Raw genomic sequence first — 21,343 nt, 5'->3', positions numbered from 1 at the left:
GGCAAGATGGTGATCGGCACCGTCAAGGGCGACATCCACGACATCGGCAAGAACCTTGTCGCCATGATGATGGAAGGCGCGGGCTTCGAGGTGATTGATCTGGGCATCAACAACCCGGTCGAAGACTATATTGATGCGCTGGAGCGCGAAGAGGCCGATATCCTCGGCATGTCCGCCCTGCTCACCACCACCATGCCCTATATGAAGGTGGTGATCGACACGCTGGTCGAGAAAGGCAAGCGCTCAGACTACATCGTGCTGGTGGGCGGCGCGCCCCTGAACGAAGAGTTCGGTAAGGCCATCGGTGCCGATGCCTACTGCCGCGATGCCGCCGTTACCGTGGAAACCGCAAAAGATTTCGTGGCCCGCAAGCACAACCAACTGGCAGGGTGATCCTCTGGGCCATCCCTGCCCCCACCCGCGTGGCTTACCTGCCCACAGGAGACACGCATGAAGCTTGATACGCTCGTTCTGATCGTTGTCGCCGTGCTTTGTGGCGCGGTCGCCTTGGTGTGGGTCGCCGGGATATTCGTTTTGTCCTTCACCGTGCCTTTTGGCTTTCTTGCCCTCATCCCGGCGGCCCTCGTGGCCTATATCGCCTACCGGGTCCTGGCCGAACGGGTCGGCAGCGCCGAAGAGGACCATTATGATGACATGGAGCACTGATGCTGATCGTAACAACTGAAACCATCGCCGGGCGCGAGATCGTTGAAACCCTGGGCCTCGTGCGCGGGGCGACGGTGCGGTCCAAGCACCTTGGCACCGATATCGTCGCCGGTTTGAAAACCCTCGTCGGCGGAGAGTTGACCGGCTACTCCTCGCTCATGGCGGGCGCGCGCGAGCAGGCGCTGGACCGGATGGAGGCCGAGGCGCAAAAGCTGGGGGCTGACGCTATTATCTCCATGCGCATGCAAACCTCTGCCATCACCAAGGGCGCCTCCGAGATCGTGGCCTATGGCACAGCAGTCAGGCTTTCGCCCGCAGGCTAACCGCTCAGGCGTTTGGCGGCATCAGGAAGGCATCCACATAGCCTTTGAGCCGCGCCTTTGCGCTGGTGTTGCCATGCCGGGAGCAAAATTTCAGCTCCATCGCCTGCATCAGCAATGCCCGCACCCCCTCGGCCAACATTTCGGGGGGCAGATCGGTGCGAAACGGCGGTGCGCCGAAAAAGCCGCCAAACCATTGCACCAGCACCCCATCAAGCCGCGCCAACGCGCGCGCAATCGGGCCGGGATCAGCGCGGGGCGGCACCATGGCGCGGCGCATCACCAGATCGAGCACATAGCGCTCAGCGGTCGCGCCTTTGATAAACAGGGCCAGCGCCTCCACCAGTGCGTCTGGGCTTTCGGGGCGCTGCGCCGGATCAAGCCGGTCAAGCGCCGCGTCCAGCCGCGCCGCAATCAGCCGCTCCATCAGCGCGTCCTTGTCGGGGAAATGCGCAAAGAAGGTGCCCTTGGCCACCCCCGCCCCCTGCACCACCTGCTCAACCCTAAGCGCGGCAAATCCGTCTGCTGTCACAAGGGCTTCTGCGGTTGCGATCAGCTTGGCGCGGGTCCGCAGGGTGCGGCTTTGGGTTTTGGGCTGTCTGCGGTCCTTGATCATGCCGGGGATTTCGCAGGTTTATCGACCATGGTCAATTTCATTATCGACCACGGTCAATTACTTACCAAAATGACCGCGGTCAATAACCACCCCACCTTGACAACCCCCGCCAATAAACCCCACCCCTGCCCCCAGAAGGAGCCGCCGCGCCATGTCTCTGCCATCTGACAGCACCCTCACCGAAACCGGCCTCGCCGCCCCCGAAAAGGGCCGCATTCTGCTCGTCGCCTGCGGGGCATTGGCGCGTGAAATTCTGGCCCTGATCGAGGCCAATGGCTGGCAGCACATGTCCCTCACCTGCCTGCCCGCCATCCTGCACAACCGCCCCGAGGCGATCCCCGACGCGGTGGAAGCCGCCGTCACCAAGCACCGCGACGCCTATGAAACCATCTATATCGTCTACGCCGATTGCGGCACCGGCGGCCTGCTTCAGGCCCGCTGCGAGGCACTTGGCGTCGAGATGATCGCCGGCCCGCATTGCTACAGCTTCTTTGAGGGCAACGCGACGTTCGCCCAGCATGAAGACGAGGTCACCGCCTTCTACCTGACCGATTTTCTCACCCGCCAGTTTGATGCTTTCGTCACCAAACCCCTCGGCCTTGATCGCCACCCCGAGCTGCGCGACATCTACTTTGGCAACTATACCAAGCTGGTCTACCTCGCCCAGGTCGATGACCCGGCCCTGACAGCCAAGGCCAAAACCCACGCCGCCACTCTTGGCCTTGCGTTTGAGCGCCGCTTCACCGGCTACGGCGATCTGGCCACCGCGCTGGCCACCCAAGCCCCCTGAACGCAAAAGGCCCGCACCTTTCGGCGCGGGCCTTCGTCGCTTAGGAGGGAAATCCGAGCGATTTAGTTCAGCGAGTAGACCAGCGACACACCAAAGGTGTTGTCGGTGGAGTCGTCACCCGGCAGCGGATCGGTGTGGTACTCGGTGCCGATCGAAGTCCGCAGGGCCAGCGCGTCGCTCATCTTCACGTTCACGCCGAAGTCGTTGTAGATCACCGTGTCACTCTCCGAGAAGATGAAATCGGTGTCGTTGGTCAGGAACACCGTATCGGTGATCCGGGTCGACAGGTTGGAGCCAAGGCTCACGGCGCTTTCGTCAAACTCGGAGCCATCGCTCAGCTCAGCCCAACGGTAGCCGGGGCCAGCCGACACATACCAGGACAGGTTGTCATTCTCGACCGCTTTATAGCCCACGCCAAACCCGGCAAAGGTGTCGCGGGTGTAGCTCGCAAAATCGTCCTGCGAGCCTTGGATCTCGGCGTAGCCATACCAGCGACCACCAAAATCACGAGTGTATTCAAGGCTGTAGAGCAGGCTCTCGGTGTCTGTCACGCCATTGGCTTCGCCGTAGCTGTAGAGCATGTTGAGCTCATAGCCATTGGTGCCATCGTAATAGCCAAGGTTCGAGCCGATGCCCATGTCAAAGCTGTCAGAGTTGCCATCTTCGGCAGCAGCGCGCAGGGCGACCGAGCCGTCAAAGCCAATCTTGCGGCCCATGTTGCCAAAGGTCACGTCGCGCTCGTAATCGTCTTCGATGTCTTCTTGCAGATCTTCCACTGCATCGGCAGCCGCATCGCGGTTGTCAAAGGTGGTGGTCTGAGCCAGCGCAGCCCCCGCAGCAAAGCTCGAAATGGATGCCAGCGCGAGGGCCGACAGGGTGGATTTCATCATCGTTTTCATATCAACTCATCCTTCAGGTGAGGGTGACCCGCGGCGACTTGGGTGCGCGGCCTGAGCTGATAAATGGTGTGTTTTCGCGCCTTTGTAATGACACGAAACGCATACGAAAACGTGAGCGGGGTTTCCGTGTTACCGCAAACACATGAGCGGGAAGGCGCCCGAGGTTTATCCAATGATTTCAACAGATTTACCCTTACCCATACGTCACCTCCGCATGGGTTTCAGGGTGTCATCAAATGTGTGCCTTGAATTGTGCTGCGCCCCACCCAAATTCATCGCGCCGCTTCGCGCGCAAACGGCGAAAACCGCCTATTCTCCGGGCAAAAACGGCAGATCGGTCACGCCGGGGTCCGAGCCGATCGAGGTCAGCATCGCGTGAACCTGCCCGCGATGGTGAGTCTGATGGTTGAAAAGCTGGGTCACACACACCCCGATCGGCTTGCGAAACTCCTGCCCTGCCGACACCGACCGCCATTGCAGATCACCGCGAAGATCAATCTCGCGCAGCCCCGCCGCCCACACCCGAATGCGCCCATCCAGCCGAAACCGCTCTGCCTCCCAAGCCGCCGCCGTGGGGCAGCATCGGGTGCTGTCTTCCGGCGGCACCTGCGGCCCCTCACCGCCGTCAAACCGCTGCATCCAAAGCTGATCCGCCCAGACCAGATGGTTGAGCGTGCTCAAAATCGAGCCAAAAAACGCCCCCCGATCCGCCACCAGCTCTGCCTCGGGCAGCCGTTTGACCACCGCCATCACCTGCCCGTTCTGCCAACTGTTATACCGCGCCATCAGGCGCACCCATTCCACACCGATCATCCTGTGCCTCCCTTGCCGCCAAACCTTGCCGCGCCGTCGCCCCCTGTCAATCCACCTGCCTTGCTTGCGGCGCGGCGGCGCGGGCGCAATGGCAGGTTTCCTGTGCGCTGCACCACCGCGCCCGCCAAGGATAAGTTCCGGGTGTTTGACTGGCTGAGCCATTGCCCCCGGCTTTCGCCCCTCGGGCATGTTTCCGGCAGCGGCATGAGGGCCCGCAGCGCAATGTGCTCTCACAACAACAAGCCCTTCTCCCCTTGATCACACCCCGCCCGCGCCCCATAACGGCACCCATTATGATGCAACCCCGGCCTCTCCCGTGATCGACACCGCATTCTGGCTCACCGCTGGCGCTATCGCCGCGCTGCTGCTGTTCTCCGCCTTCTTTTCCGGCTCCGAAACCGCGCTCACCGCCGCCTCTCGCGGCAAGCTGCGCTCGCGGGCCGACAAGGGCGACGGGGGGGCCGAAACGGCGCTCACCATCACCGAAGACAACGAGCGGCTGATCGGCTCGGTGCTGCTGGGCAACAACCTCGTCAACATCCTCGCCACCTCGCTGGCCACCGCCCTCTTTACCCGCCTCTTCGGCGAGAGCGGCGTGGCGATGGCGACCCTCATCATGACTCTGCTGGTGCTGATCTTCGCCGAGGTGCTGCCCAAGACCTACGCGATCACCAACGCCGAAACCGCCGCCTCCCGCGTGGCCCGGCCAATCCGGCTGGTGGTGCTTGTGTTCTCGCCCGTTGTCAGCGCCATCCGCGCTCTGGTGCGCCAGCTTTTGCGCCTCTTTGGCGTCAAGACAGACCCCGATAGCCATATGTTCTCGGTGCAGGAAGAAATCGCCGGGGCGCTGGCGCTCGGCCACTCTGAAGGGGTCGTCCAGAAGGAAGACCGCGACCGCCTGCTTGGCGCCCTCGACCTAGGTGAGCGCACCGTTGAAGAGATCATGCTCCACCGCTCGCAGATCCAGATGGTCAACGTCGAGGACGCCCCGGAGGAAGTGCTCGCCCAGGCGCTCGAAAGCCGCCACACCCGCCTGCCGCTTTATGATGGTGACAAGGAAAACATCGTCGGCGTGATCCATGCCAAAGACCTGCTGCGCGCCATCCACCGCTTGGCGACCGACCATGGCAGCACCCCCGATGTGCTCAGCAGCTTCTCGGTGCTCGATGTGGCGAAAGAGCCTTATTTCGTGCCCGAAACCACCACGCTCGATGACCAGATGCGCCAGTTTTTGCGCCGCAACACCCACTTTGCGCTGGTCGTCGATGAATACGGCACCCTGCAAGGGCTGATCACGCTGGAAGACATCCTCGAAGAGATCGTCGGCGAAATCACCGATGAGTTTGACATCGACGAGGACCACCCCCTGCGCCGCACCGACAGCGGCGATTGGATCGTGGACGGCGCGATGACGATCCGCGATCTGAACCGCGCCAATGACTGGTCCCTGCCCGACGATGAGGCCAACACCGTAGCCGGGCTGGTCATCCACGAGGCGCAATCCATCCCCACCGTGGGGCAGGTGTTTTCCTTCCATGGCTTCCGCTTCGAGGTGGTCGCGCGCAAGGATAACCGCCTCACCCGCCTCAAACTGCGCCCCCTGGCCCGCGCCTGAGCCGCGCCATGACACTGCCCTGCCCCGACTGGTTCACCAAGGCACAGGCCCGCGCCGCCGCCATGCCGCCGCTGGCCGCCGATCGCCGCTGGCGCGCCTTCAACGACCCCGAATATACCTGCCCCTGCTGCGGCCTCAAAGGCCCCGGCCTGCAGGATATCGCCTATGACCACCCCGATGCCTGGCCCCACGGTGCGCACGCCGATCAGGACGAGGTGATCTGGCAAGTCGGGCGGGATCGGCTCACCTCGGATCTTTGCCGCCTGAAAGACGCCTACTTCATCCGCGCCACCCTGCCGATGCCCCTGCAAGGCAGCGATGAGCTTTTTGCCTATGGTCCCTGGGCGCGGATCGCCCCCGAGGCCTTTGCCGCCTATGCCGATCCCCAAGCGCCCTTTGATGGCTGTCAGGCGGTGCTGGCCAATGCCCTGCCCGCCACCCCGCCCATGCGCCCGGTCGCCTGTGCCGTCATGCCGTCTCAGCCCGGCACCCGCCCACTGCTCTTTGCCCATGATGGGCCGCTGCGCTCCGGGCAGGAGGAAGGGATCAGCTTTGACGCGATCCTCGCCCTCTATGCTGCCGCAGGGCAGGATTATCGCGGCCACCTGGGCGAAAAACCCTGAAGCCCTTCGGCAAGTATCCGCCCAACACCCCTATATCACTGCGCCGTGACCCTCCGGCCCCTATCTTTCTGCACCGCAGCATCATAGAGCACCGCCTTCTGCCCCGGTGCCCTCCGGGGCGCATGACTGGATACGGCATATGGCTCAAGACACTTCAACCGACGCGCAGATCAAGGCCGGTGAAATCGCCACCGAAACGGCGGCGCTCACCCTCACCGCGACCACCGTGATCGCTATCGTTGGCAGCCCCACGGATCGCCGCGCCTTGCTGCGCCTGCCCAATGGGCGGATCGTTCCGGTGACGCCGGGCGCGCGCACCGCCCTTGGCACCGTGCGCAGCCTCACCGAAACCTCGTTGACCCTGGTCAACGGCGAGGAGCGGCTCACCCTGTCCCTGCCCGGCTGATCCCACGCGGCCCCTCGCGCCCCTTGACGCCGCCCGCCCCCCGCGCCAAACCCCACCGCATGGAAAAAACAGCTCTCATCACCGGTGCCTCGCGCGGCCTTGGCGCGGCCCTCGCTCTGGCCCTTGCGCCCACCCACCACATCATCGCCGTTGGCCGCACCACCGGTGCGCTGGAAGAGCTGGATGATCGCATCCGCGCGGCGGGCGGCGCGGCCACGCTCGCGCCGATGGACATTGGCGTTGAGCCTGCAATGGACCAACTGGCCGGTTCCATCGCCGGGCGCTGGGGCGGGCTTGATCTTTGGGTGCACAGTGCCATCCACGCCGCCCCGCTTGGCCCCACCGCCCACCTTGATGAGAAAGACTGGCAAAAGAGCGTTGCAACCAACCTCACCGCCACCCGGCAGCTGATCTCGCTGGTGGAGCCGCTTTTGCTGGCGCGTAACGGCACGGCGGTGTTCTTTGAGGATGCCAAGGGCGGCGAAAAGTTCTTTGGCCACTACGGCAGCACCAAATCCGGGCAAATGGCGCTGGTGCGGGGCTGGCAGGCTGAAACGGTCAAGACCGGGCCGCGCGTGCTGGTGCTGGAGCCCGCGCCAATGGCCACCGCCACCCGTGCGCGCTTTCACCCCGGTGAAGACCGCGCCCCACTCGCCGCACCGGGCGAGGAGGCCGCGCGCCTCTTGCCGCAGATCCTTGGCTAAACGGCCAGCGCCGCGCCCCTGGCAGATGCTGCGCCGTGGATATTTACAGCAAGAAAATGCAGGTTGGAGCCGCCCCATCGGCGCCCTTCCGCTTGTGGCATCCCCCGGCCTCCCCTATTGAGGCTGTAGCAGCCAACGATCGAGCACATACTGGGGGGCACCATGCGCATTCTGATTACCAACGACGACGGCATCAATGCCCCGGGCCTCGCCGTTCTGGAGGCCATAGCCGCCGAGGTGGCTGGCCCCGAGGGCGAGGTTTGGGTGGTGGCGCCGGCGTTTGAGCAATCGGGCGTTGGCCATTGCATCTCTTATTCGCACCCCACGATGATCGCCAAACTGGACGAGCGGCGCTATGCCGCCGAGGGCAGCCCGGCCGATTGCGTGCTTGCGGGGCTTTACGATGTGCTTGACGATGGCCGCCCCGATCTGGTGCTTTCCGGCGTGAACCGGGGCAACAACGCGGGCGAGAACACGCTTTACTCCGGCACCATCGGCGGGGCGATGGAAGCAGCCCTGCAAGGGGTGCGGGCGGTGGCGCTTTCGCAGTATTACGGCCCCGACAACGCCACCCTCGCCAATCCGTTCGAAGCCGCCGCCGGGCATGGCGCCAGGGTGGTGAAAGCCCTGCTGGAGCATGGCAATTGGGGCGGCGACGATTATCACAGCTTCTTCAATGTCAACTTCCCGCCGGTGCCCTCTGCCGAGGTGAAAGGCATGAGGATCGCCCGCCAGGGCCGCAGAAAAACAGCCAATTTCTCGGTCGAGCCGCATCTTTCGCCCTCTGGCCGCCGGTTCCTCTGGATCAAGGGTGGCTCGCAGCAAGAAAACACCGGGCCAGACACCGATGTTGGCGCCTGCCTTGATGGCCATGTCGCCATCACCCCGATGCGCGCCGATCTCACCTGCCACGCCAGCCTTGCCGCCTTGCAGGAGGCGCTGGGATGAGTGACGACGGCGTGTCGGATGCGGAACGCAAGATGCAGTTCCTCTACCAGATTCGCTCTCACGGGGTGACCGACAAGGCGGTGCTTGGCGCGATGGAGCGGGTCGACCGCGGGCTGTTTGTGCAGGGGCTGTTCTCTGAGCGCGCCTATGATGACACACCGCTGCCAATTTCCTGCGGCCAGACCATCTCGCAGCCCTCCGTCGTGGGGCTGATGACCCAAGCGCTTGAGATCACCCCGCGCGACAAGGTGCTCGAAATCGGCACCGGCTCCGGCTATCAGGCCGCGATCCTTGCCCAGCTTGCGCGCCGGGTTTACACGATTGACCGGTTTCGCCGCCTCACCCGCACCGCGGAGGCGCTGTTTGCACAGCTGGATTACACAAATGTCACCGTGTTTACCGCCGATGGCTCGCACGGGCTGCCCGACCATGCGCCGTTTGACAAGATCATGGTGACCGCCGCCGCAGAAGACCCGCCCGGACCGCTCTTGGCGCAGCTTCGGATTGGCGGTATCATGGTTGTGCCCGTTGGCCAGTCGGACGCGGTGCAAAGCCTTATTCGGGTGCGCCGCACCGAAGAGGGCCTGCGCTATGACGAGCTGCGTGACGTGCGTTTCGTGCCTCTGCTCGAGGGGCTCGGTAAGGAGTAGTCAGGAAAGCCCCCAAAAGAGGGGCCACCGAAATTTGAGGAAACGAGCCCGATGCGTGCCACCACAGCCATCGCCCTGTCCGCAAGCCTGATCGTGCTTGCAGGATGCGATACATTCGACAGTGATTTCCGTGGATTGGGAGGCGGGTTTAACACCTCCGAAGCCGCCCTGCGCGCCACCGAAAGCCGCCCAGATCCCGATAACCGCGGCATCCTCAGCTATCCCGGCTATCAGGTCGCCGTGGCCCGGCGCGGCGATACCGTCACCTCCGTGGCCTCCCGCGTCGGCCTGCCGGCGGGCGAACTGGCCACCTATAATGCGGTGCCCGAGGGGGCCACGCTCAACAAGGGCGAGGTGCTCGCCCTGCCCCGCCGGGTGGCAGAGCCGTCGCCCGCCACCGGCGCGCCCGTCACCGGCCCGATCCAGCCGCCCGAGCAGGTGGATGTGGCCGTGCTGGCCGATGGTGCCATCACCCGCGCCGAGCAATCGGCCCCCGCCACCCGCACATCCAACGCCCAAACCGGGCAGGAACCGGTGCGCCACAAGGTTGTGGCCGGGGAAACCGCCTATATCGTCGCGCGCCGCTACGGTGTGTCGCTGAAGGCGCTGGATGAGTGGAACGGGCTGGATGATGATTATACCCTGCGCACCGGCCAGTTCCTCCTGATCCCGCCGGAAAGCACCAGCCCCGCACCGGCCCGGCGCACCAGCGTCAGCGAACCCGGCGAAGGCAGCCCCACCCCCACGCCGCCCTCAGCCAGCAAGCCGCTGCCCAAGGATGAGCCGACCACGGCGCAAACCCAATCCTCCACCGCAAAAGCGGCCCCCGGCACCCCCGACAGCCCCGATCTGGGCACCCAGGCCACCAAGGCTTCGGCCAGCTCGTCCCGCTTTGTCTCCCCGGTGGATGGCAAGATCATCCGGGCCTTCTCGGCCAAAAGCAACGGCATCGACATTCAGGCCAGCGCCGGTGCGCCCGTGAGAGCCGCCGATAAGGGCACCGTCGCCCGCATCCTTGAAACCGCCTCCGGCGTGCAGGTGCTGCTGATCGGCCATGAGGGCGGCATTTTCACGGTCTATTCCAATGTTGAGGGCTTCAAGGTCAAAAAGGGAGACCGGGTGAAGCGCGGACAGGTCGTCGCCTCGGTGCCAGCCAAGGAACCCACCTTCCTGCACTTCGAGGTGCGCCGCGGCGTTGACCCGATTGATCCGGCGGATTACCTGCCCTGATCCCCCGCCCTCAAAGGCAAACGGACCACGCCCCCTTGCAAGCCCCCCTTGCAAGGGGGCGCAAAAATGCCCACATTGAGGGTATTGATAAGCAAATCCGTTTCCGCCCCCATTTTTCCGGGGGCATCGCATGAAGGTCATTCGCCATGCCCCCCGCGGCACGCATATTTGATAACGTCTCTCACCCCCTGCCGCCCGTGCTTACAGGTGGCCCCGGATCTCTCACCGTTTTCACCGGAATGCAGCCGCAATGGCGCGGTATGCCTGCCGCCGCTGCGGCTGGCCTGCAAGCGGCCAAACAGGTGGCCGATGCTGCGGTAAAAGCCGCCGATAATGCCGCCACTGCGGCCATGGGCACACCCGGTGCCCCCGCCGCCAAAGCCGCCGCCGAGGCCGCCAAGGGCGCCGCGCTTTCGGCCATGTCCTCGATGATCTCCTCGGTCTCCATGGGCGCCGATATCCACGCCTGCACCACCCCCTTCCCGGTGCCACCGCATGGCCCCGGCGTGGTGATTGATGGCTCTCCCACCGTGCTTGTCAACAATCTGCCAGCCGCGCGCATGGGCGATACGCTCCTCGAAGCGCTCGGCCCGCCCAACAAGATCGCCACGGGCCACCCCACCACGTTGATCGGCGGCAGCGCCAACAGCGGCTCACCCGGCCTTGGCGCGCTGCTCGTGGGGGCGATGGCGCTGATCGGTCACATGGTTGCGCCCACCTTCCCGCGCACCGTGGTCATGCCCGATGGCACCCCCGCCACCGAGTTCAGCCCAAATGTCTTTGTCACCGGCACCCACGCCGAGCAGCAAGAGAAGATCCGCCAGCTCAATGCCGTTCAGGCAGGCCCCGGCGGGCAGGATTTCCTTGATGCGCAGGCCGCCAAAAGCGATCCGGTCATCGTTGATATCATCGGCAACCCGGCTGATGGCGGCGCGCTGCACCCCGGCCAGCAAAGCTATGAAAACTGCGCCGTGCAAAGCTCGCAGCAAATCATCCACCAGGCCACCGGGGTTGATAACAACGAAAGCACCATGGAAGGCATCGCCGGCGGCCCACCGCCCTCGGGCTACAGCCGCCGCGGCGGCACCCCCATCGGTGGCGAGGAAGTGATCCTCGAAAACGGCGGCGTGCCCGCCCATATGGCGCCCGGCAATACCAACTCGGTCGACGATGCGCTGCGCAACAACCAAGGCGTTGTTTCGGGCCATGATGCTGGCCGTCTCTGGAATGACCCGGCCTATAATGGCGGTGGTCATGCCGTTCACACAACCGGCGGGATTGTTGATCAAAACGGTGATACCATCGGCTACACCATCAACGATACCGGCAACAACGAGCAAGGCAGGGTGCTGGCCGCTGATGATTATGCAGATTCCATGGATGGCGGCGACATCGCCATCACCGACAATCCAATCTGGTAAGCGATGGCGCACATGCCTGCTTGTCCTCACCCTTCTGGGAGCCCTCATCGTGTCTGAAACTGCTGCCGCTGACCCGCCCATCGTGGAGCGCCGCTCAAAGCAGATGCAAGCCGCCCGCAACGGCTTCACCGACATGCCCCGCGAGGCGGTGCGCGGCTATCCCGTGCCCTTCGCCGATGCCGATGGGCTGTGGCTTGGCTACCTGTTCTTCCTGCGCCGTGGCCGCCCGCCGCAACCGCCCGAGTTCACCGCTCCGGGCTGGGTGGCCCGCATTGATGTGCCGCGCGGCGAGCCGGTGCAACTGCACCGCTACGATGACGCCGATCTTGAGCACACCCTCGGCTCCCACGGCTTCCCCAAAGACTTCGACATGAAGGCCTTTGACGCCGCCGAAGCCGAGCTTTTTGCCACGCTCACCACCCTGCTTGGCGTCGCGCAATTCCCCGAAAAGCAGCTCACCGGCGATGAAGAGGCCGCCGCCGCGCGCTTCCGCGAGCTGTGGGATTTGCTCTACCAAAAGCCGATCCGCCCCTATTACTACCGCCTGAACCCGGCCTTTTTCGACCGTCTCGGCATCAAGGGCTGAACGGCGTGGCCGACGATACCCCAACCCCGGCCCCCGATGGCACCTTCCAGCTTGTCCAGCACGGGCCGGGCGGCACCCCCTTGTTCCGGCTCGATATTTCCGCCCACGGCACCTACCCGATCGGGCGCGATGAGGCGACGTCGGGGATCAAGCTCACCTCGCCGCTGCTCAAGGACCAGCACTTCGCCATTCGCCATGACGGCGAGGGGCTGATGCTGCTGATCAATGGCGAAACCACGCTCAACTCCCATGCCGTGACCGGCGAGGCGCTGCTGGCCCATTATGATACCATCGCCGCTGGCCCCTACCTCTTCACCGTCAAATGCCTGCAATCCCCGCCCTACCCGCGCGGCCGCATCAAAAACACGCTCTGGCTGGCCACCGCCGCCGCCCATGATTGGGACCTGATCGAAGAAGCGGGCATCATGAAGGGCACCGACCTTGCGGTGAACCACACCATCACCGCCGTGCAAGACAGCATGGCAGGCCATGACGATCTTGAAAGCTACCTGCGCTTCAACCACGACCGGATGCGCCGCCAGTGGCAAGATTTCAAGCCGCAGATCTTCGCCGCCGAGCCGCTCTTTGGCGCCGATGAAGCCCGCATCACCCTCGCCACCCTCACCTTCATGGAGCGGCCCATGGTGCAGCTTCAGTATATCGGGCGGCATGGCGATCAACTGGCGCTCGCCGCCTGGATGCTGCCCCCCGGCGTCGGCTCCCAGGATGAGGCGTTTGCCCGCTTCGGAAGTGACCTGCGCACCTACATGCGCTTTCATTGAAAACCGCTTTGCAACGTCCGGCGAACGCCGGATTTATTTAACCATATGGGGCGAATTTGGATGCGCATCACTTGTGCATCGGATGTGCATCGCTTGTGGCTGTGATCTTTTTGCGATTAACGGCCCTCAGGTGGTGATTTTCACACCCTCACGGCCCGCCAGATCGGTGAAGAACTGCCACGCCACCCGGCCCGACCGCCCGCCCCGCGTCGCCTGCCATTCAATCGCCTCGGCCCGCAGCCGCTCCGGCTCAACCTCAAGCCCGTGCGCCGCGCAATAGCCTGAAATCATGGCCAGATATTCGTCCTGATCGCAAGGGTGGAAGCCCAGCCACAGCCCAAAGCGATCACTCAGCGAAACCTTCTCCTCAACCGCCTCACTGGGGTTGATCGCACTGGAACGTTCGTTCTCGATCATATCGCGCGGCATAAGGTGGCGCCGGTTCGATGTGGCATAGAACAAAACATTCTCAGGCCGCCCCGCAATCCCCCCATCCAGCACCGCCTTAAGTGACTTATAATGCTCATCATCATGGCTGAAAGAGAGGTCATCGCAGAACAGCAAAAACCGCGCGTCAGAGGTGCGCAAATGGCTTAGCAAACGGCTGATCGAAGGCAGGTCTTCGCGCTGCACTTCCACCAGCTTCAGCCCCGGAGCCTCGGCCTCAACAGTGGCATGCACCGCTTTGACAAGGCTCGATTTTCCCATTCCGCGTGCGCCCCAAAGCAGGGCATTGTTGGCAGGCAACCCTCGGGCAAACTGGCGGGTGTTTTCGAGCAGGGTATCACGCGAGCGGTTGATCCCTAGCAGCAGCGAAAGGTCCACCCGGTTCACCTGCGTGACAGGCTCCAGATGGTCCGGCTCCGAGTGCCACAAAAACGCCGGCGCGGAGCTAAAATCAGGGGCCTCCAAAGGCGCTGGCGCGATCCGCTCCAGCGCTGCGGCGATCCGGCTCAGGGCCTCGTCACTCACGCCTTTTCCTCCCCTGAGTCGTCATCGTCATCGTCCCAGTCTTCCAGGTCTTCATCCCAAAGACCCTCGGCCATCAGCCGTTCCTTGCGCTTTTTCTCAACCCATTTGACCAGTTGGATCGACACTTCGTAAAGGCCGTAAACCGCAACGAACAGAATAACTTGGGTGAACACATCCGGCGGCGTGATGACCCCGGCCAGCACCAGAATGGCGACCACCGCATATTTGCGCATCGCTCCCAGCCCCTTGGCCGAAACCAGCCCCGCCTTGCCGAGCAGCGTCAACAAAACCGGCAGTTGGAAGCAAATCCCGAAGGCCATGATGAAGGTGATGACCAGCTTGAGGTATTCCTGCATCGAGCCTTGAAAGGTGATGCCTGCATCCGCCAATGTTTCCTGGCCTTCTGCGGCTTCCACCAACTCTCCAGCTTCGCCAACCTGCTGGAAGTTCAGGAAGAAATCAAAGGCCAGCGGCGCCACAACGTAAAAGGCAAAGGCCGCGCCCATGAAGAACATCACCGGGGAGGCAAACATGAATGGCAAAAACGCCCCGCGCTCGGATCTATAAAGGCCGGGCGCGACGAACCGCCACAATTGGTAGGAAATAATCGGAAACGCCAGCATGAAGCCGCCCAGAATCGAGATGCGAATCGCGGTGAAAAAGCCCTCCTGCAACTTGATCAAAACCAGCCCGCAGCCCTGCCCTCGTTCGGTGAGCGCAATGCAGATAGGATTTGTTAGGAAGTTGAAGATAGGGTTCCAGAAAAAGAAGCAGATGAAAATCGCCACCACAAGGGCCACAGCCGCCCGGATCAACCGGGTGCGCAACTCGGCCAAATGTTCGATCAGTGGCGCGGAGCTATCGTCTAGGTCTTCTTCGGTATGGGCCATATGGGTCTCAGCTCACCTGCGGTTTGCCCGAGGCGGCGGGCTTTTCGGCGGTTTTCTTCGCCGCTGGTTTCTTGGGGGGCGTCGCTTTGCTTGCGGCGGGCTTCTTGGCGGCGGGTTTCTTGGCCGCCGATTTTGATGCCGTTTTCGAGGCCGTCTTTGTCGAAGGTTTCGCAGCACTTTTGGCCGCTGGCTTCCTAGCGGCAGGTGACTTTACCTTTGCCTTGGAAGCCGTTGTTTTTGCTGTGGTTTTAGTGGCGGTTTTCTTTGGCTCTGGCGTCACATCCGGCTCGTCTGAAAGCTCGGCCGCTTCTGCCGCCGCCTCAGCCGCCTTGCGCTCGGTCGCGGCCTTCGCCGTTGCCGCCTTGATCTTCTCGGCAGCCTCCGCGCGATCCTTGGAAAGCTCTGGTTTTTCAGCGGGTTTCCCCGGTTTCCCCGGCTCCCACTTGTCAAAGCGATCTGCCGCTTCGCGCAGCTTGTCGACGCCCATCGAGCGCGGACTCATCACCTTGTTGAGGTCCTTGGCAACATCCCCCATGCCGGTGCTGTCAGCCGCATCCTCCATGGCCCGCGAAAACTCGCGCGCCATGCGTTTGACCTTGGCCGTCATCTTGCCCAGCGATTGAAACATCACCGGCAAGTCCTTTGGCCCCACCACTATGAGGGCCACGACGCCGATCAAAAGAAGCTCGCTCCAGCCCATTACCCGCGCCCTCGATCAATCGCCCTCAGGCGTTATCTTTCTTTTCTTCCTCGGGGGTTACGTCGCGCGCCGCAGCCGCGTCCGCCTCTTCCAGCTCTTTGGTGCCTTCCGATACGCCCTTCTTGAAGGAAGTGATCCCCTTGCCCACTTCGCCCATCAGCGAAGAGATCTTGCCGCGCCCGAAGAGCACCAGCACGACCACGGCGATCAGCAGCCAGCCGACCGGGGGAATATTCGTGATAAACATCGCGTTCATGGCTTGCCGTCCTTTATCCCTAAAGCCTCGCCGAGCAGTTTCGTGCCCGATCAAGTCGTTTCTATTTATGGAATGCGGGCGGCAGATGAAAGGGGCCATTCCATCACGAAACAGCAAATTCCGGGGTGTTTCGCCGCAGGTAGCCGCTTAGTCCTGCGCGGCCGGAAACAGAAAACACCTGTCACGACGGATTGTGAGCCAAAGGGCGGTGCCCGGTTTAGGCATGAAAACATTGGGAATCGTCGCTTTCAGCACCGCCCCATCATGATCCATCCGCAGCTCGATGAGGCTTTCGCGCCCCATGAAACGCGCCCGTTCCACCACACCCCGCGCGGGCATGCCGTGGCTCTTGGTCGGGTTGGGTCTTTGGCCAGCGCGATCAAAGTCGATGTGCAGGTGTTGTGGCCGAATGCCGATCTCGATCATCGCCCCATCCGGGTGCCCCGGCGCAAGGAAAGAGCCAAAGGCAGTGTCGATCAAAGCCCCATGAACTTCGCCGCGCAGAACGTTGATATCGCTGAAAAATGCTGCCGCTTTCATATCTGCCGGATTGTTGTAGATCGTGTAGGGCGCACCGCGTTGCACCACTCGCCCCTCCCGCATGAGGGCAATCTCATCGGCCATCCGCATCGCCTCATCCGGCTCATGGGTCACCAGCAGCACGGCGGTGCCTTCTTCCTTCAGCAAACCCAGCGTTTCATCGCGAATGTCATCGCGCAACCTGTTGTCGAGGCCGGAAAATGGCTCGTCCATCAACATGATCGCAGGCCGGGGGGCCAAGGCACGCGCAAGGGCCACCCGTTGCTGCTCACCGCCCGAAAGCTCATGGGGGTAGGCATCAATGTAGCGCGAGAGACCAACACGGGCGAGCAGCTCTTCCACCCGTTTGCGCGACTCCGCCCCGTGCCCCCGCAGGCCAAAGGCCACGTTGCGCGCCACGTTCAGATGCGGAAACAGCGCAAAGTCTTGAAACATAAGGCCAATGTGGCGTTCTTCCGGCGGCAGGAAGTGCTTGGCGTCCGACACCACCTCGCCTTCCACCAGCACCTGCCCCTCATCGGGGCGATCCACCCCGGCAATCATGCGCAGCGTGGTGGACTTGCCGCATCCCGAGGGCCCCAACAGGCAAGTCACCTGCCCCGGCGCCACCCCAAGCGAGAGGTCAGACACAACGGCACGCCCGCCATAGCGACGCGTCAGGTTTTTTACCTCAAGTCGGAATGCGCTTGCCAAGGCTCTGCCTACTCCTTTCCCGAGCGATTACCTCGGGTTTGGCAGGTGGTAGCAGGCAGGCCCGGTGGCGACAAGTCAGAGCGTGTAGTTGAGCGAACCGCCATCCAGCAGGATGTTCTGGCCGATCATATAGCCCGCGTGCTGTGAGCACATGAAGGCGCAGGTCTGACCAAATTCTTCCGCTGTGCCGTAGCGTTTTGCGGGGATGGTGGCGGTGCGTTTGGCACGGGCCTCCTCCAGGGTGATGCCCTCCTTTTCGGCCATGCCTGTATCGAGCGAATCCGCCCGATCCGTTGCATGAATACCGGGCAGCAAGTTATTGATATTGACGCCATGTTCGGCAACCTGCCGCGCCGTTCCCGCGACAAATCCGGTCAGCCCTGTGCGCGCAGAATTGGAGAGGCCAAGCACCGCAATCGGCGATTTGACGGACTGCGAGGTGATGTTCACCACCCGGCCCCAGCCCCGCTCAATCATCCCCGGCAGCGCGGCCTGCATCAAGGCGATGGGCGTCAGCATGTTGGCATCGAGCGCCTTGATGAAATCGTCGCGGCTCCAGTCCTGCCACATGCCCGGAGGGGGGCCACCGGCGTTGGTCACGAGGATGTCCACCTTGCCAGCCGCCGCGAGCAGTTTGGCGCGGCCGTCCTCTGTGGTCACGTCGCAAGCCACTGTTGTGACCTCAACGCCAAAGTCATCGCGGATCGCCTGCGCGGCGGCTTCAAGCGCCTCTTCGCCGCGTGCGTTCATGATGAGATCGCAGCCCGCTTCGGCCAAGGCGCGGGCGCAACCTAGCCCCAAGCCCTTCGAGGAAGCTGCAACCAACGCGCGCTTTCCCTTGATACCCAGATCCATGGCTTTTCCTCCTGATTTCAATTTCGCCGCATCCTGCCCCTGCCCCGCGCGATTCGCCAGACGCTGAAAAATCTGCGCCCCTTGGGCGGGACTGTTCATCCAGTTTTAACTAATTCGCCACATTCTAGGCCCATTAGCGGCGATTGGTTGACCCCTGCGGCAAGCTTGCCTATCCACTATGCAGGTGTGGGGTTATTGCGCGGCCTTGGCGGCGCAGGTTTTTAAGAGACGTTTGAAACAGTAGATGACCACACCGCAGGACACCACAATATGAGCCGTCACACTCCGCCACAGCGGGCCAGTTACATGTGTCACGTCTTTTCGGGCGATGATCTTCGGGTGACGTCGGGGGCCAACCTTGGCGATGTGCTTGAGGCGGTCGACGAGCTTTGCGAAGGCGACACGTACGAGTTGGCCGAGGAAGCGCAGGTTGCCAAGCTGGCGATTGCTTCTGAAAGCGGTGTGCATCTGGTTGGCGATGGCTCCGAAGTGGGCCGCGCCGGCGATGCCGTCCGCCTTGCCGGTCGCCTGACGGTGATGGGCGGCGACGGGGGCGGCATTGAACTGCTGGTGATCGAACTGCCGGGCACCGCGGGCCTCACCCGGCATGTTCTGCCGCTTCAACCGATTGAACCGCGGGTCGGTTACGCGCTGATTGGCGTGTCGGAAGACCCCGGTGAGGTGCATCTTTCCGATCTCACCTCCTTTGCCTTTGCCCGTGGCACCGCGATCACCCTCTCCTCTGGTGCGCAACGCCCGGTGGAAGACCTGAGGGTGGGTGACAGGGTGCTGACGCGCGATCATGGTGCCCAGCCGGTGCGTTGGACCGGCCAGCAAACGGTGCGCGCCGTTGGCGCTTATGCCCCTGTTGTCATCACCAAAGACACGCTTGGCAACGCGTCAGACCTGATCCTGAGCCAGCATCAGCGGCTCTTTGTGTACCAACGCGGCGCAGACCGGGTGACCGAAACCGCCGAGATGCTGGTGAAGGCGAGCCTGCTGGTGGACGACGATTCCGTTTACATCCGCAAGGGCGGTTTTGTGGATTATTTCACCCTGGTCTTCGATCAGCATGAGGTGATCTATGCAGAGTGTATCCCCGTGGAATCACTGGAGCTTTCACCAAACACCCGCCAAAGCCTGCCGGGTGAGATGGCCGAAGGGTTGATGGCCGAGTTTGGTGATGTTGCTCACGCTCCAGCCTTTGGCACAGAGGTAGGGCCAGACAGGCTGGACCCGGAATACCGCCGCAAGCTCTTCAAGGGCGGCGGCGGGCGTTAACCGCGCAACGCGGCGATCAACTCCGCCTTATCCATGGTTGAGCGACCATCTATCTCAAGCTCCTGAGCGCGCTCGTAAAGCGCCTCCTTCGTCCACTCCTCATATGGCGGGGCCTTGCCGCCTTTTACGGATGGTTTCATATCATCGTTGGCCTGAGCATTGGCGATGCGGGCTGATTTTTCCTTTGAGTAGCCCTTGTCACGCAGCGCTTCATAGGTGTCGTCGTTCTTCACGCTTGGTCCGGGGTCTTTCTTTGGCATAGTCTTTCTCCTTTAACTCCCCAACGCAGCAGCGCACCTTGCCGTTCCCGCCGGCTCTGCTACAAGCCGCCCATGTTGGACAACCGCCCACCTCTGCCGCCCGAAATCGCCCGCCGCCGGACCTTTGCGATCATCTCGCATCCCGACGCCGGCAAGACCACACTCACCGAGAAGTTCCTGCTTTACGGCGGCGCGATCCAGATGGCGGGCCAGGTCCGGGCCAAAGGCGAGGCGCGGCGCACGCGCTCGGACTTCATGCAGATGGAAAAGGACCGGGGCATCTCGGTTTCGGCCTCCGCCATGTCGTTTGATTACGGCACCTATCGCTTCAACCTTGTGGACACGCCCGGCCACAGTGACTTTTCGGAAGACACCTATCGCACTCTCACCGCCGTGGATGCCGCCGTGATGGTGATTGATGGCGCCAAGGGGATTGAGAGCCAAACGCAAAAGCTGTTCGAGGTCTGCCGCCTGCGCGACCTGCCGATCCTGACCTTCTGTAACAAGATGGACAGGGAGAGCCGCGACACCTTTGAGATCATTGACGAAATCCAGGAAATGCTGGCGATTGACGTCACCCCGGCGAGCTGGCCCATCGGCGTGGGCCGTGATTTCATGGGCTGTTATGACATGCTCAACAACCGCCTTGAGCTGATGGACCGGGCAGACCGCAACAAGGTTGCCGAGAGTATCCGTATCGAAGGGCTGGACGATCCGAAGTTGGCCGAGCACATCCCCGAGGATCTGCGCGAAAAGCTGATCGAAGAGGTGGAGATGGTGCGCGGCCTGCTGCCCCCGCTTGATCCGCAGGCGCTGGCCGATGGCACGCTGACGCCAATCTGGTTTGGCTCCGCGATCAACTCCTTCGGCGTGAAGGAATTGATGGACGGCATCGCGCAATTCGGGCCAGAGCCGCAACCGCAAGTCGCCGAGCCGCGCCAGATTGCCCCCGAGGAAGACAAGGTGGCCGGTTTCGTTTTCAAGGTGCAGGCAAATATGGACCCAAAGCACCGTGACCGCGTGGCCTTTGTGCGCATGGCCTCCGGCCATTTCAAGCGCGGCATGAAGCTGACTCATGTGCGCACCAAGAAGCCGATGGCGATAACAAACCCGGTGCTCTTTTTGGCCTCTGACCGCGAACTTGCCGAAGAGGCCTGGGCCGGTGACATCATCGGCATCCCCAACCATGGCCAGTTGCGCATCGGCGATACGCTGACCGAGGGGGAGGCGATCAGGGTCAAAGGCATCCCCAGTTTTGCACCGGAGTTGCTGCAATCCTGCCGGGCCGGTGATCCGCTCAAAGCCAAGCATCTCGACAAGGCGCTGATGCAGTTTGCCGAGGAAGGTGCCGCCAAAATCTTTAAACCGATGATCGGCTCTGGCTTCATCGTTGGCGTTGTCGGGCAGCTTCAGTTTGAGGTATTGGCCAGCCGGATCGAGATGGAATACGGGCTTCCCGTGCGCTTTGAGCAGAGCCAGTTCACATCGGCCCGCTGGGTGAATGGCTCCAAGGAGGCGGTTGAGAAATTTGCTCAGGCCAACAAGCAGCACATGGCAACCGACAATGACGGTGACATCGTTTATCTGACGCGCCTTCAATGGGATATCGACCGGGTTGCGCGGGATTACCCCGATATAACGCTCACTGCGACCAAGGAGGCCTGACAGGCCCGAAACGCCCTATTTCTGGCTCCTGTCGGACCTGTCGGTGAACATTCCGCTGGCAGCTCAATCCGTGTAACAGCAGATTTGACCATGGCGGCATGTCTCTTTGAAACGGGCGGCGTTTTACAACACCGCCCTGACATGCCGCCTGCTTCCGCCCCT

Annotated in this window: 26 protein-coding genes; 16 read left to right on the top strand and 10 right to left on the bottom strand. The window is 62.7% G+C overall.

Features of this window, described 5'->3' with window-relative positions; all coding sequences use genetic code 11:
• The 3 genes from P1U55_RS02085 to P1U55_RS02075 form a co-directional block, all read left to right on the top strand.
• The coding region (locus P1U55_RS02085) for a cobalamin-dependent protein (protein WP_301045820.1) at positions 1 to 393 on the top strand (393 nt) is incomplete at its 5' end.
• Positions 394 to 450: 57 nt separating this feature from the next.
• Complete coding sequence (locus P1U55_RS02080) at positions 451 to 666, top strand: hypothetical protein (protein WP_301045819.1); 216 nt, start codon at positions 451 to 453, stop codon at positions 664 to 666.
• Positions 666 to 989: a YbjQ family protein gene (locus P1U55_RS02075; RefSeq protein WP_301045818.1), complete on the top strand. Its 324-nt coding sequence runs from the start codon at positions 666 to 668 to the stop codon at positions 987 to 989. Before P1U55_RS02080 ends, P1U55_RS02075 begins: the two co-directional genes overlap by 1 nt.
• 4 nt (positions 990 to 993) lie before the next feature.
• On the opposite strand, the gene P1U55_RS02070 is transcribed toward P1U55_RS02075, so the two are convergent.
• Entirely contained in the window at positions 994 to 1,602 is a 609-nt protein-coding gene (locus P1U55_RS02070; protein WP_301045817.1) for a TetR/AcrR family transcriptional regulator, read from the bottom strand.
• 151 nt (positions 1,603 to 1,753) lie between these two features.
• Here P1U55_RS02070 and P1U55_RS02065 point away from each other — a divergent pair, with 151 nt between their 5' ends.
• On the top strand, positions 1,754 to 2,392 hold the full coding sequence (locus tag P1U55_RS02065; protein WP_301045816.1) for a DUF1638 domain-containing protein: 639 nt from the start codon (positions 1,754 to 1,756) through the stop codon (positions 2,390 to 2,392).
• Positions 2,393 to 2,454: 62 nt separating this feature from the next.
• Here the strand turns inward: P1U55_RS02065 and P1U55_RS02060 are convergent, their stop codons facing one another.
• Together P1U55_RS02060 and P1U55_RS02055 are read right to left on the bottom strand one after the other, a co-directional pair.
• On the bottom strand, positions 2,455 to 3,291 hold the full coding sequence (locus P1U55_RS02060; protein ID WP_301045815.1) for a YdiY family protein: 837 nt from the start codon (positions 3,289 to 3,291) through the stop codon (positions 2,455 to 2,457).
• 309 nt (positions 3,292 to 3,600) lie between these two features.
• Positions 3,601 to 4,104, bottom strand: coding sequence for a DinB family protein (locus P1U55_RS02055; protein ID WP_301045814.1), 504 nt, complete (start codon positions 4,102 to 4,104; stop codon positions 3,601 to 3,603).
• A 316-nt stretch (positions 4,105 to 4,420) separates the two neighbouring features.
• Between P1U55_RS02055 and P1U55_RS02050 the strand changes: the two genes are divergently transcribed.
• The 10 genes from P1U55_RS02050 (at position 4,421) to P1U55_RS02005 (ending at position 13,069) form a co-directional block, all read left to right on the top strand.
• Positions 4,421 to 5,719 carry an HlyC/CorC family transporter gene (locus tag P1U55_RS02050; protein ID WP_301045813.1) on the top strand — a complete coding sequence of 433 codons (1,299 nt, stop codon included), beginning with the start codon at positions 4,421 to 4,423 and terminating at the stop codon, positions 5,717 to 5,719.
• Between the two features lie 8 nt (positions 5,720 to 5,727).
• Complete coding sequence (locus P1U55_RS02045) at positions 5,728 to 6,342, top strand: DUF2199 domain-containing protein (protein WP_301045812.1); 615 nt, start codon at positions 5,728 to 5,730, stop codon at positions 6,340 to 6,342.
• A 139-nt stretch (positions 6,343 to 6,481) separates the two neighbouring features.
• Positions 6,482 to 6,748: a hypothetical protein gene (locus P1U55_RS02040; protein WP_301045811.1), complete on the top strand. Its 267-nt coding sequence runs from the start codon at positions 6,482 to 6,484 to the stop codon at positions 6,746 to 6,748.
• 59 nt (positions 6,749 to 6,807) lie between these two features.
• Complete coding sequence (locus P1U55_RS02035) at positions 6,808 to 7,452, top strand: SDR family oxidoreductase (protein ID WP_301045810.1); 645 nt, start codon at positions 6,808 to 6,810, stop codon at positions 7,450 to 7,452.
• A 162-nt stretch (positions 7,453 to 7,614) separates the two neighbouring features.
• Entirely contained in the window at positions 7,615 to 8,400 is a 786-nt protein-coding gene (surE, locus tag P1U55_RS02030) for a 5'/3'-nucleotidase SurE (RefSeq protein ID WP_301045808.1), read from the top strand.
• Positions 8,397 to 9,050 (top strand): protein-L-isoaspartate(D-aspartate) O-methyltransferase, encoded by a 654-nt coding sequence (locus P1U55_RS02025; RefSeq protein WP_301045807.1) that lies wholly within the window; start codon positions 8,397 to 8,399, stop codon positions 9,048 to 9,050. Before surE ends, P1U55_RS02025 begins: the two co-directional genes overlap by 4 nt.
• A 51-nt stretch (positions 9,051 to 9,101) precedes the next feature.
• Complete coding sequence (locus P1U55_RS02020) at positions 9,102 to 10,280, top strand: peptidoglycan DD-metalloendopeptidase family protein (protein WP_301045805.1); 1,179 nt, start codon at positions 9,102 to 9,104, stop codon at positions 10,278 to 10,280.
• Between the two features lie 146 nt (positions 10,281 to 10,426).
• Entirely contained in the window at positions 10,427 to 11,701 is a 1,275-nt protein-coding gene (locus tag P1U55_RS02015; protein ID WP_301045804.1) for a PAAR domain-containing protein, read from the top strand.
• 49 nt (positions 11,702 to 11,750) lie between these two features.
• Positions 11,751 to 12,287, top strand: coding sequence for a hypothetical protein (locus tag P1U55_RS02010; RefSeq protein ID WP_301045803.1), 537 nt, complete (start codon positions 11,751 to 11,753; stop codon positions 12,285 to 12,287).
• Positions 12,288 to 12,292: 5 nt separating this feature from the next.
• Positions 12,293 to 13,069, top strand: coding sequence for an FHA domain-containing protein (locus P1U55_RS02005; protein ID WP_301045802.1), 777 nt, complete (start codon positions 12,293 to 12,295; stop codon positions 13,067 to 13,069).
• A 126-nt stretch (positions 13,070 to 13,195) separates the two neighbouring features.
• Here P1U55_RS02005 and P1U55_RS02000 read toward each other — a convergent pair whose 3' ends face one another.
• The 6 genes from P1U55_RS02000 to P1U55_RS01975 all read right to left on the bottom strand — a co-directional run bounded on the left by P1U55_RS02000 (position 13,196) and on the right by P1U55_RS01975 (position 17,975).
• The gene (locus P1U55_RS02000) at positions 13,196 to 14,041 is read right to left on the bottom strand and encodes an ATP-binding protein (RefSeq protein WP_301045801.1); all 846 of its coding nucleotides are present in this window, start codon (positions 14,039 to 14,041) and stop codon (positions 13,196 to 13,198) included.
• On the bottom strand, positions 14,038 to 14,931 hold the full coding sequence (gene tatC, locus P1U55_RS01995; RefSeq protein WP_301045799.1) for a twin-arginine translocase subunit TatC: 894 nt from the start codon (positions 14,929 to 14,931) through the stop codon (positions 14,038 to 14,040). Before tatC ends, P1U55_RS02000 begins: the two co-directional genes overlap by 4 nt.
• 7 nt (positions 14,932 to 14,938) lie before the next feature.
• A complete protein-coding gene (gene tatB, locus P1U55_RS01990) occupies positions 14,939 to 15,631 on the bottom strand; it encodes a Sec-independent protein translocase protein TatB (protein WP_301045797.1) in 693 nt (230 codons plus the stop codon).
• 25 nt (positions 15,632 to 15,656) lie between these two features.
• Positions 15,657 to 15,878 carry a twin-arginine translocase TatA/TatE family subunit gene (gene tatA / locus P1U55_RS01985; protein WP_301045824.1) on the bottom strand — a complete coding sequence of 74 codons (222 nt, stop codon included), beginning with the start codon at positions 15,876 to 15,878 and terminating at the stop codon, positions 15,657 to 15,659.
• A gap of 156 nt (positions 15,879 to 16,034) precedes the next feature.
• Entirely contained in the window at positions 16,035 to 17,120 is a 1,086-nt protein-coding gene (locus P1U55_RS01980; RefSeq protein ID WP_301045796.1) for an ABC transporter ATP-binding protein, read from the bottom strand.
• Between the two features lie 75 nt (positions 17,121 to 17,195).
• On the bottom strand, positions 17,196 to 17,975 hold the full coding sequence (locus P1U55_RS01975) for an SDR family oxidoreductase (protein ID WP_301045795.1): 780 nt from the start codon (positions 17,973 to 17,975) through the stop codon (positions 17,196 to 17,198).
• 270 nt (positions 17,976 to 18,245) lie between these two features.
• Between P1U55_RS01975 and P1U55_RS01970 the strand changes: the two genes are divergently transcribed.
• Positions 18,246 to 19,256: a Hint domain-containing protein gene (locus P1U55_RS01970; RefSeq protein WP_301045794.1), complete on the top strand. Its 1,011-nt coding sequence runs from the start codon at positions 18,246 to 18,248 to the stop codon at positions 19,254 to 19,256.
• On the opposite strand, the gene P1U55_RS01965 is transcribed toward P1U55_RS01970, so the two are convergent.
• A complete protein-coding gene (locus P1U55_RS01965) occupies positions 19,253 to 19,516 on the bottom strand; it encodes a Rho termination factor (protein WP_301045793.1) in 264 nt (87 codons plus the stop codon). The two genes, P1U55_RS01970 and P1U55_RS01965, sit on opposite strands and share 4 nt — an antisense overlap.
• 72 nt (positions 19,517 to 19,588) lie before the next feature.
• On the opposite strand from P1U55_RS01965, the gene P1U55_RS01960 reads away from it, so the two are divergent.
• Positions 19,589 to 21,181: a peptide chain release factor 3 gene (locus P1U55_RS01960; RefSeq protein ID WP_301045792.1), complete on the top strand. Its 1,593-nt coding sequence runs from the start codon at positions 19,589 to 19,591 to the stop codon at positions 21,179 to 21,181.
• Positions 21,182 to 21,343: the final 162 nt, after the last annotated feature.

The organism is Vannielia sp. (assembly GCF_029212645.1).
Lineage (GTDB): Bacteria > Pseudomonadota > Alphaproteobacteria > Rhodobacterales > Rhodobacteraceae > Vannielia.
Note: the sequence above shows the minus strand (reverse complement) of the source record. Positions and strands in the feature narration are given on the sequence as shown.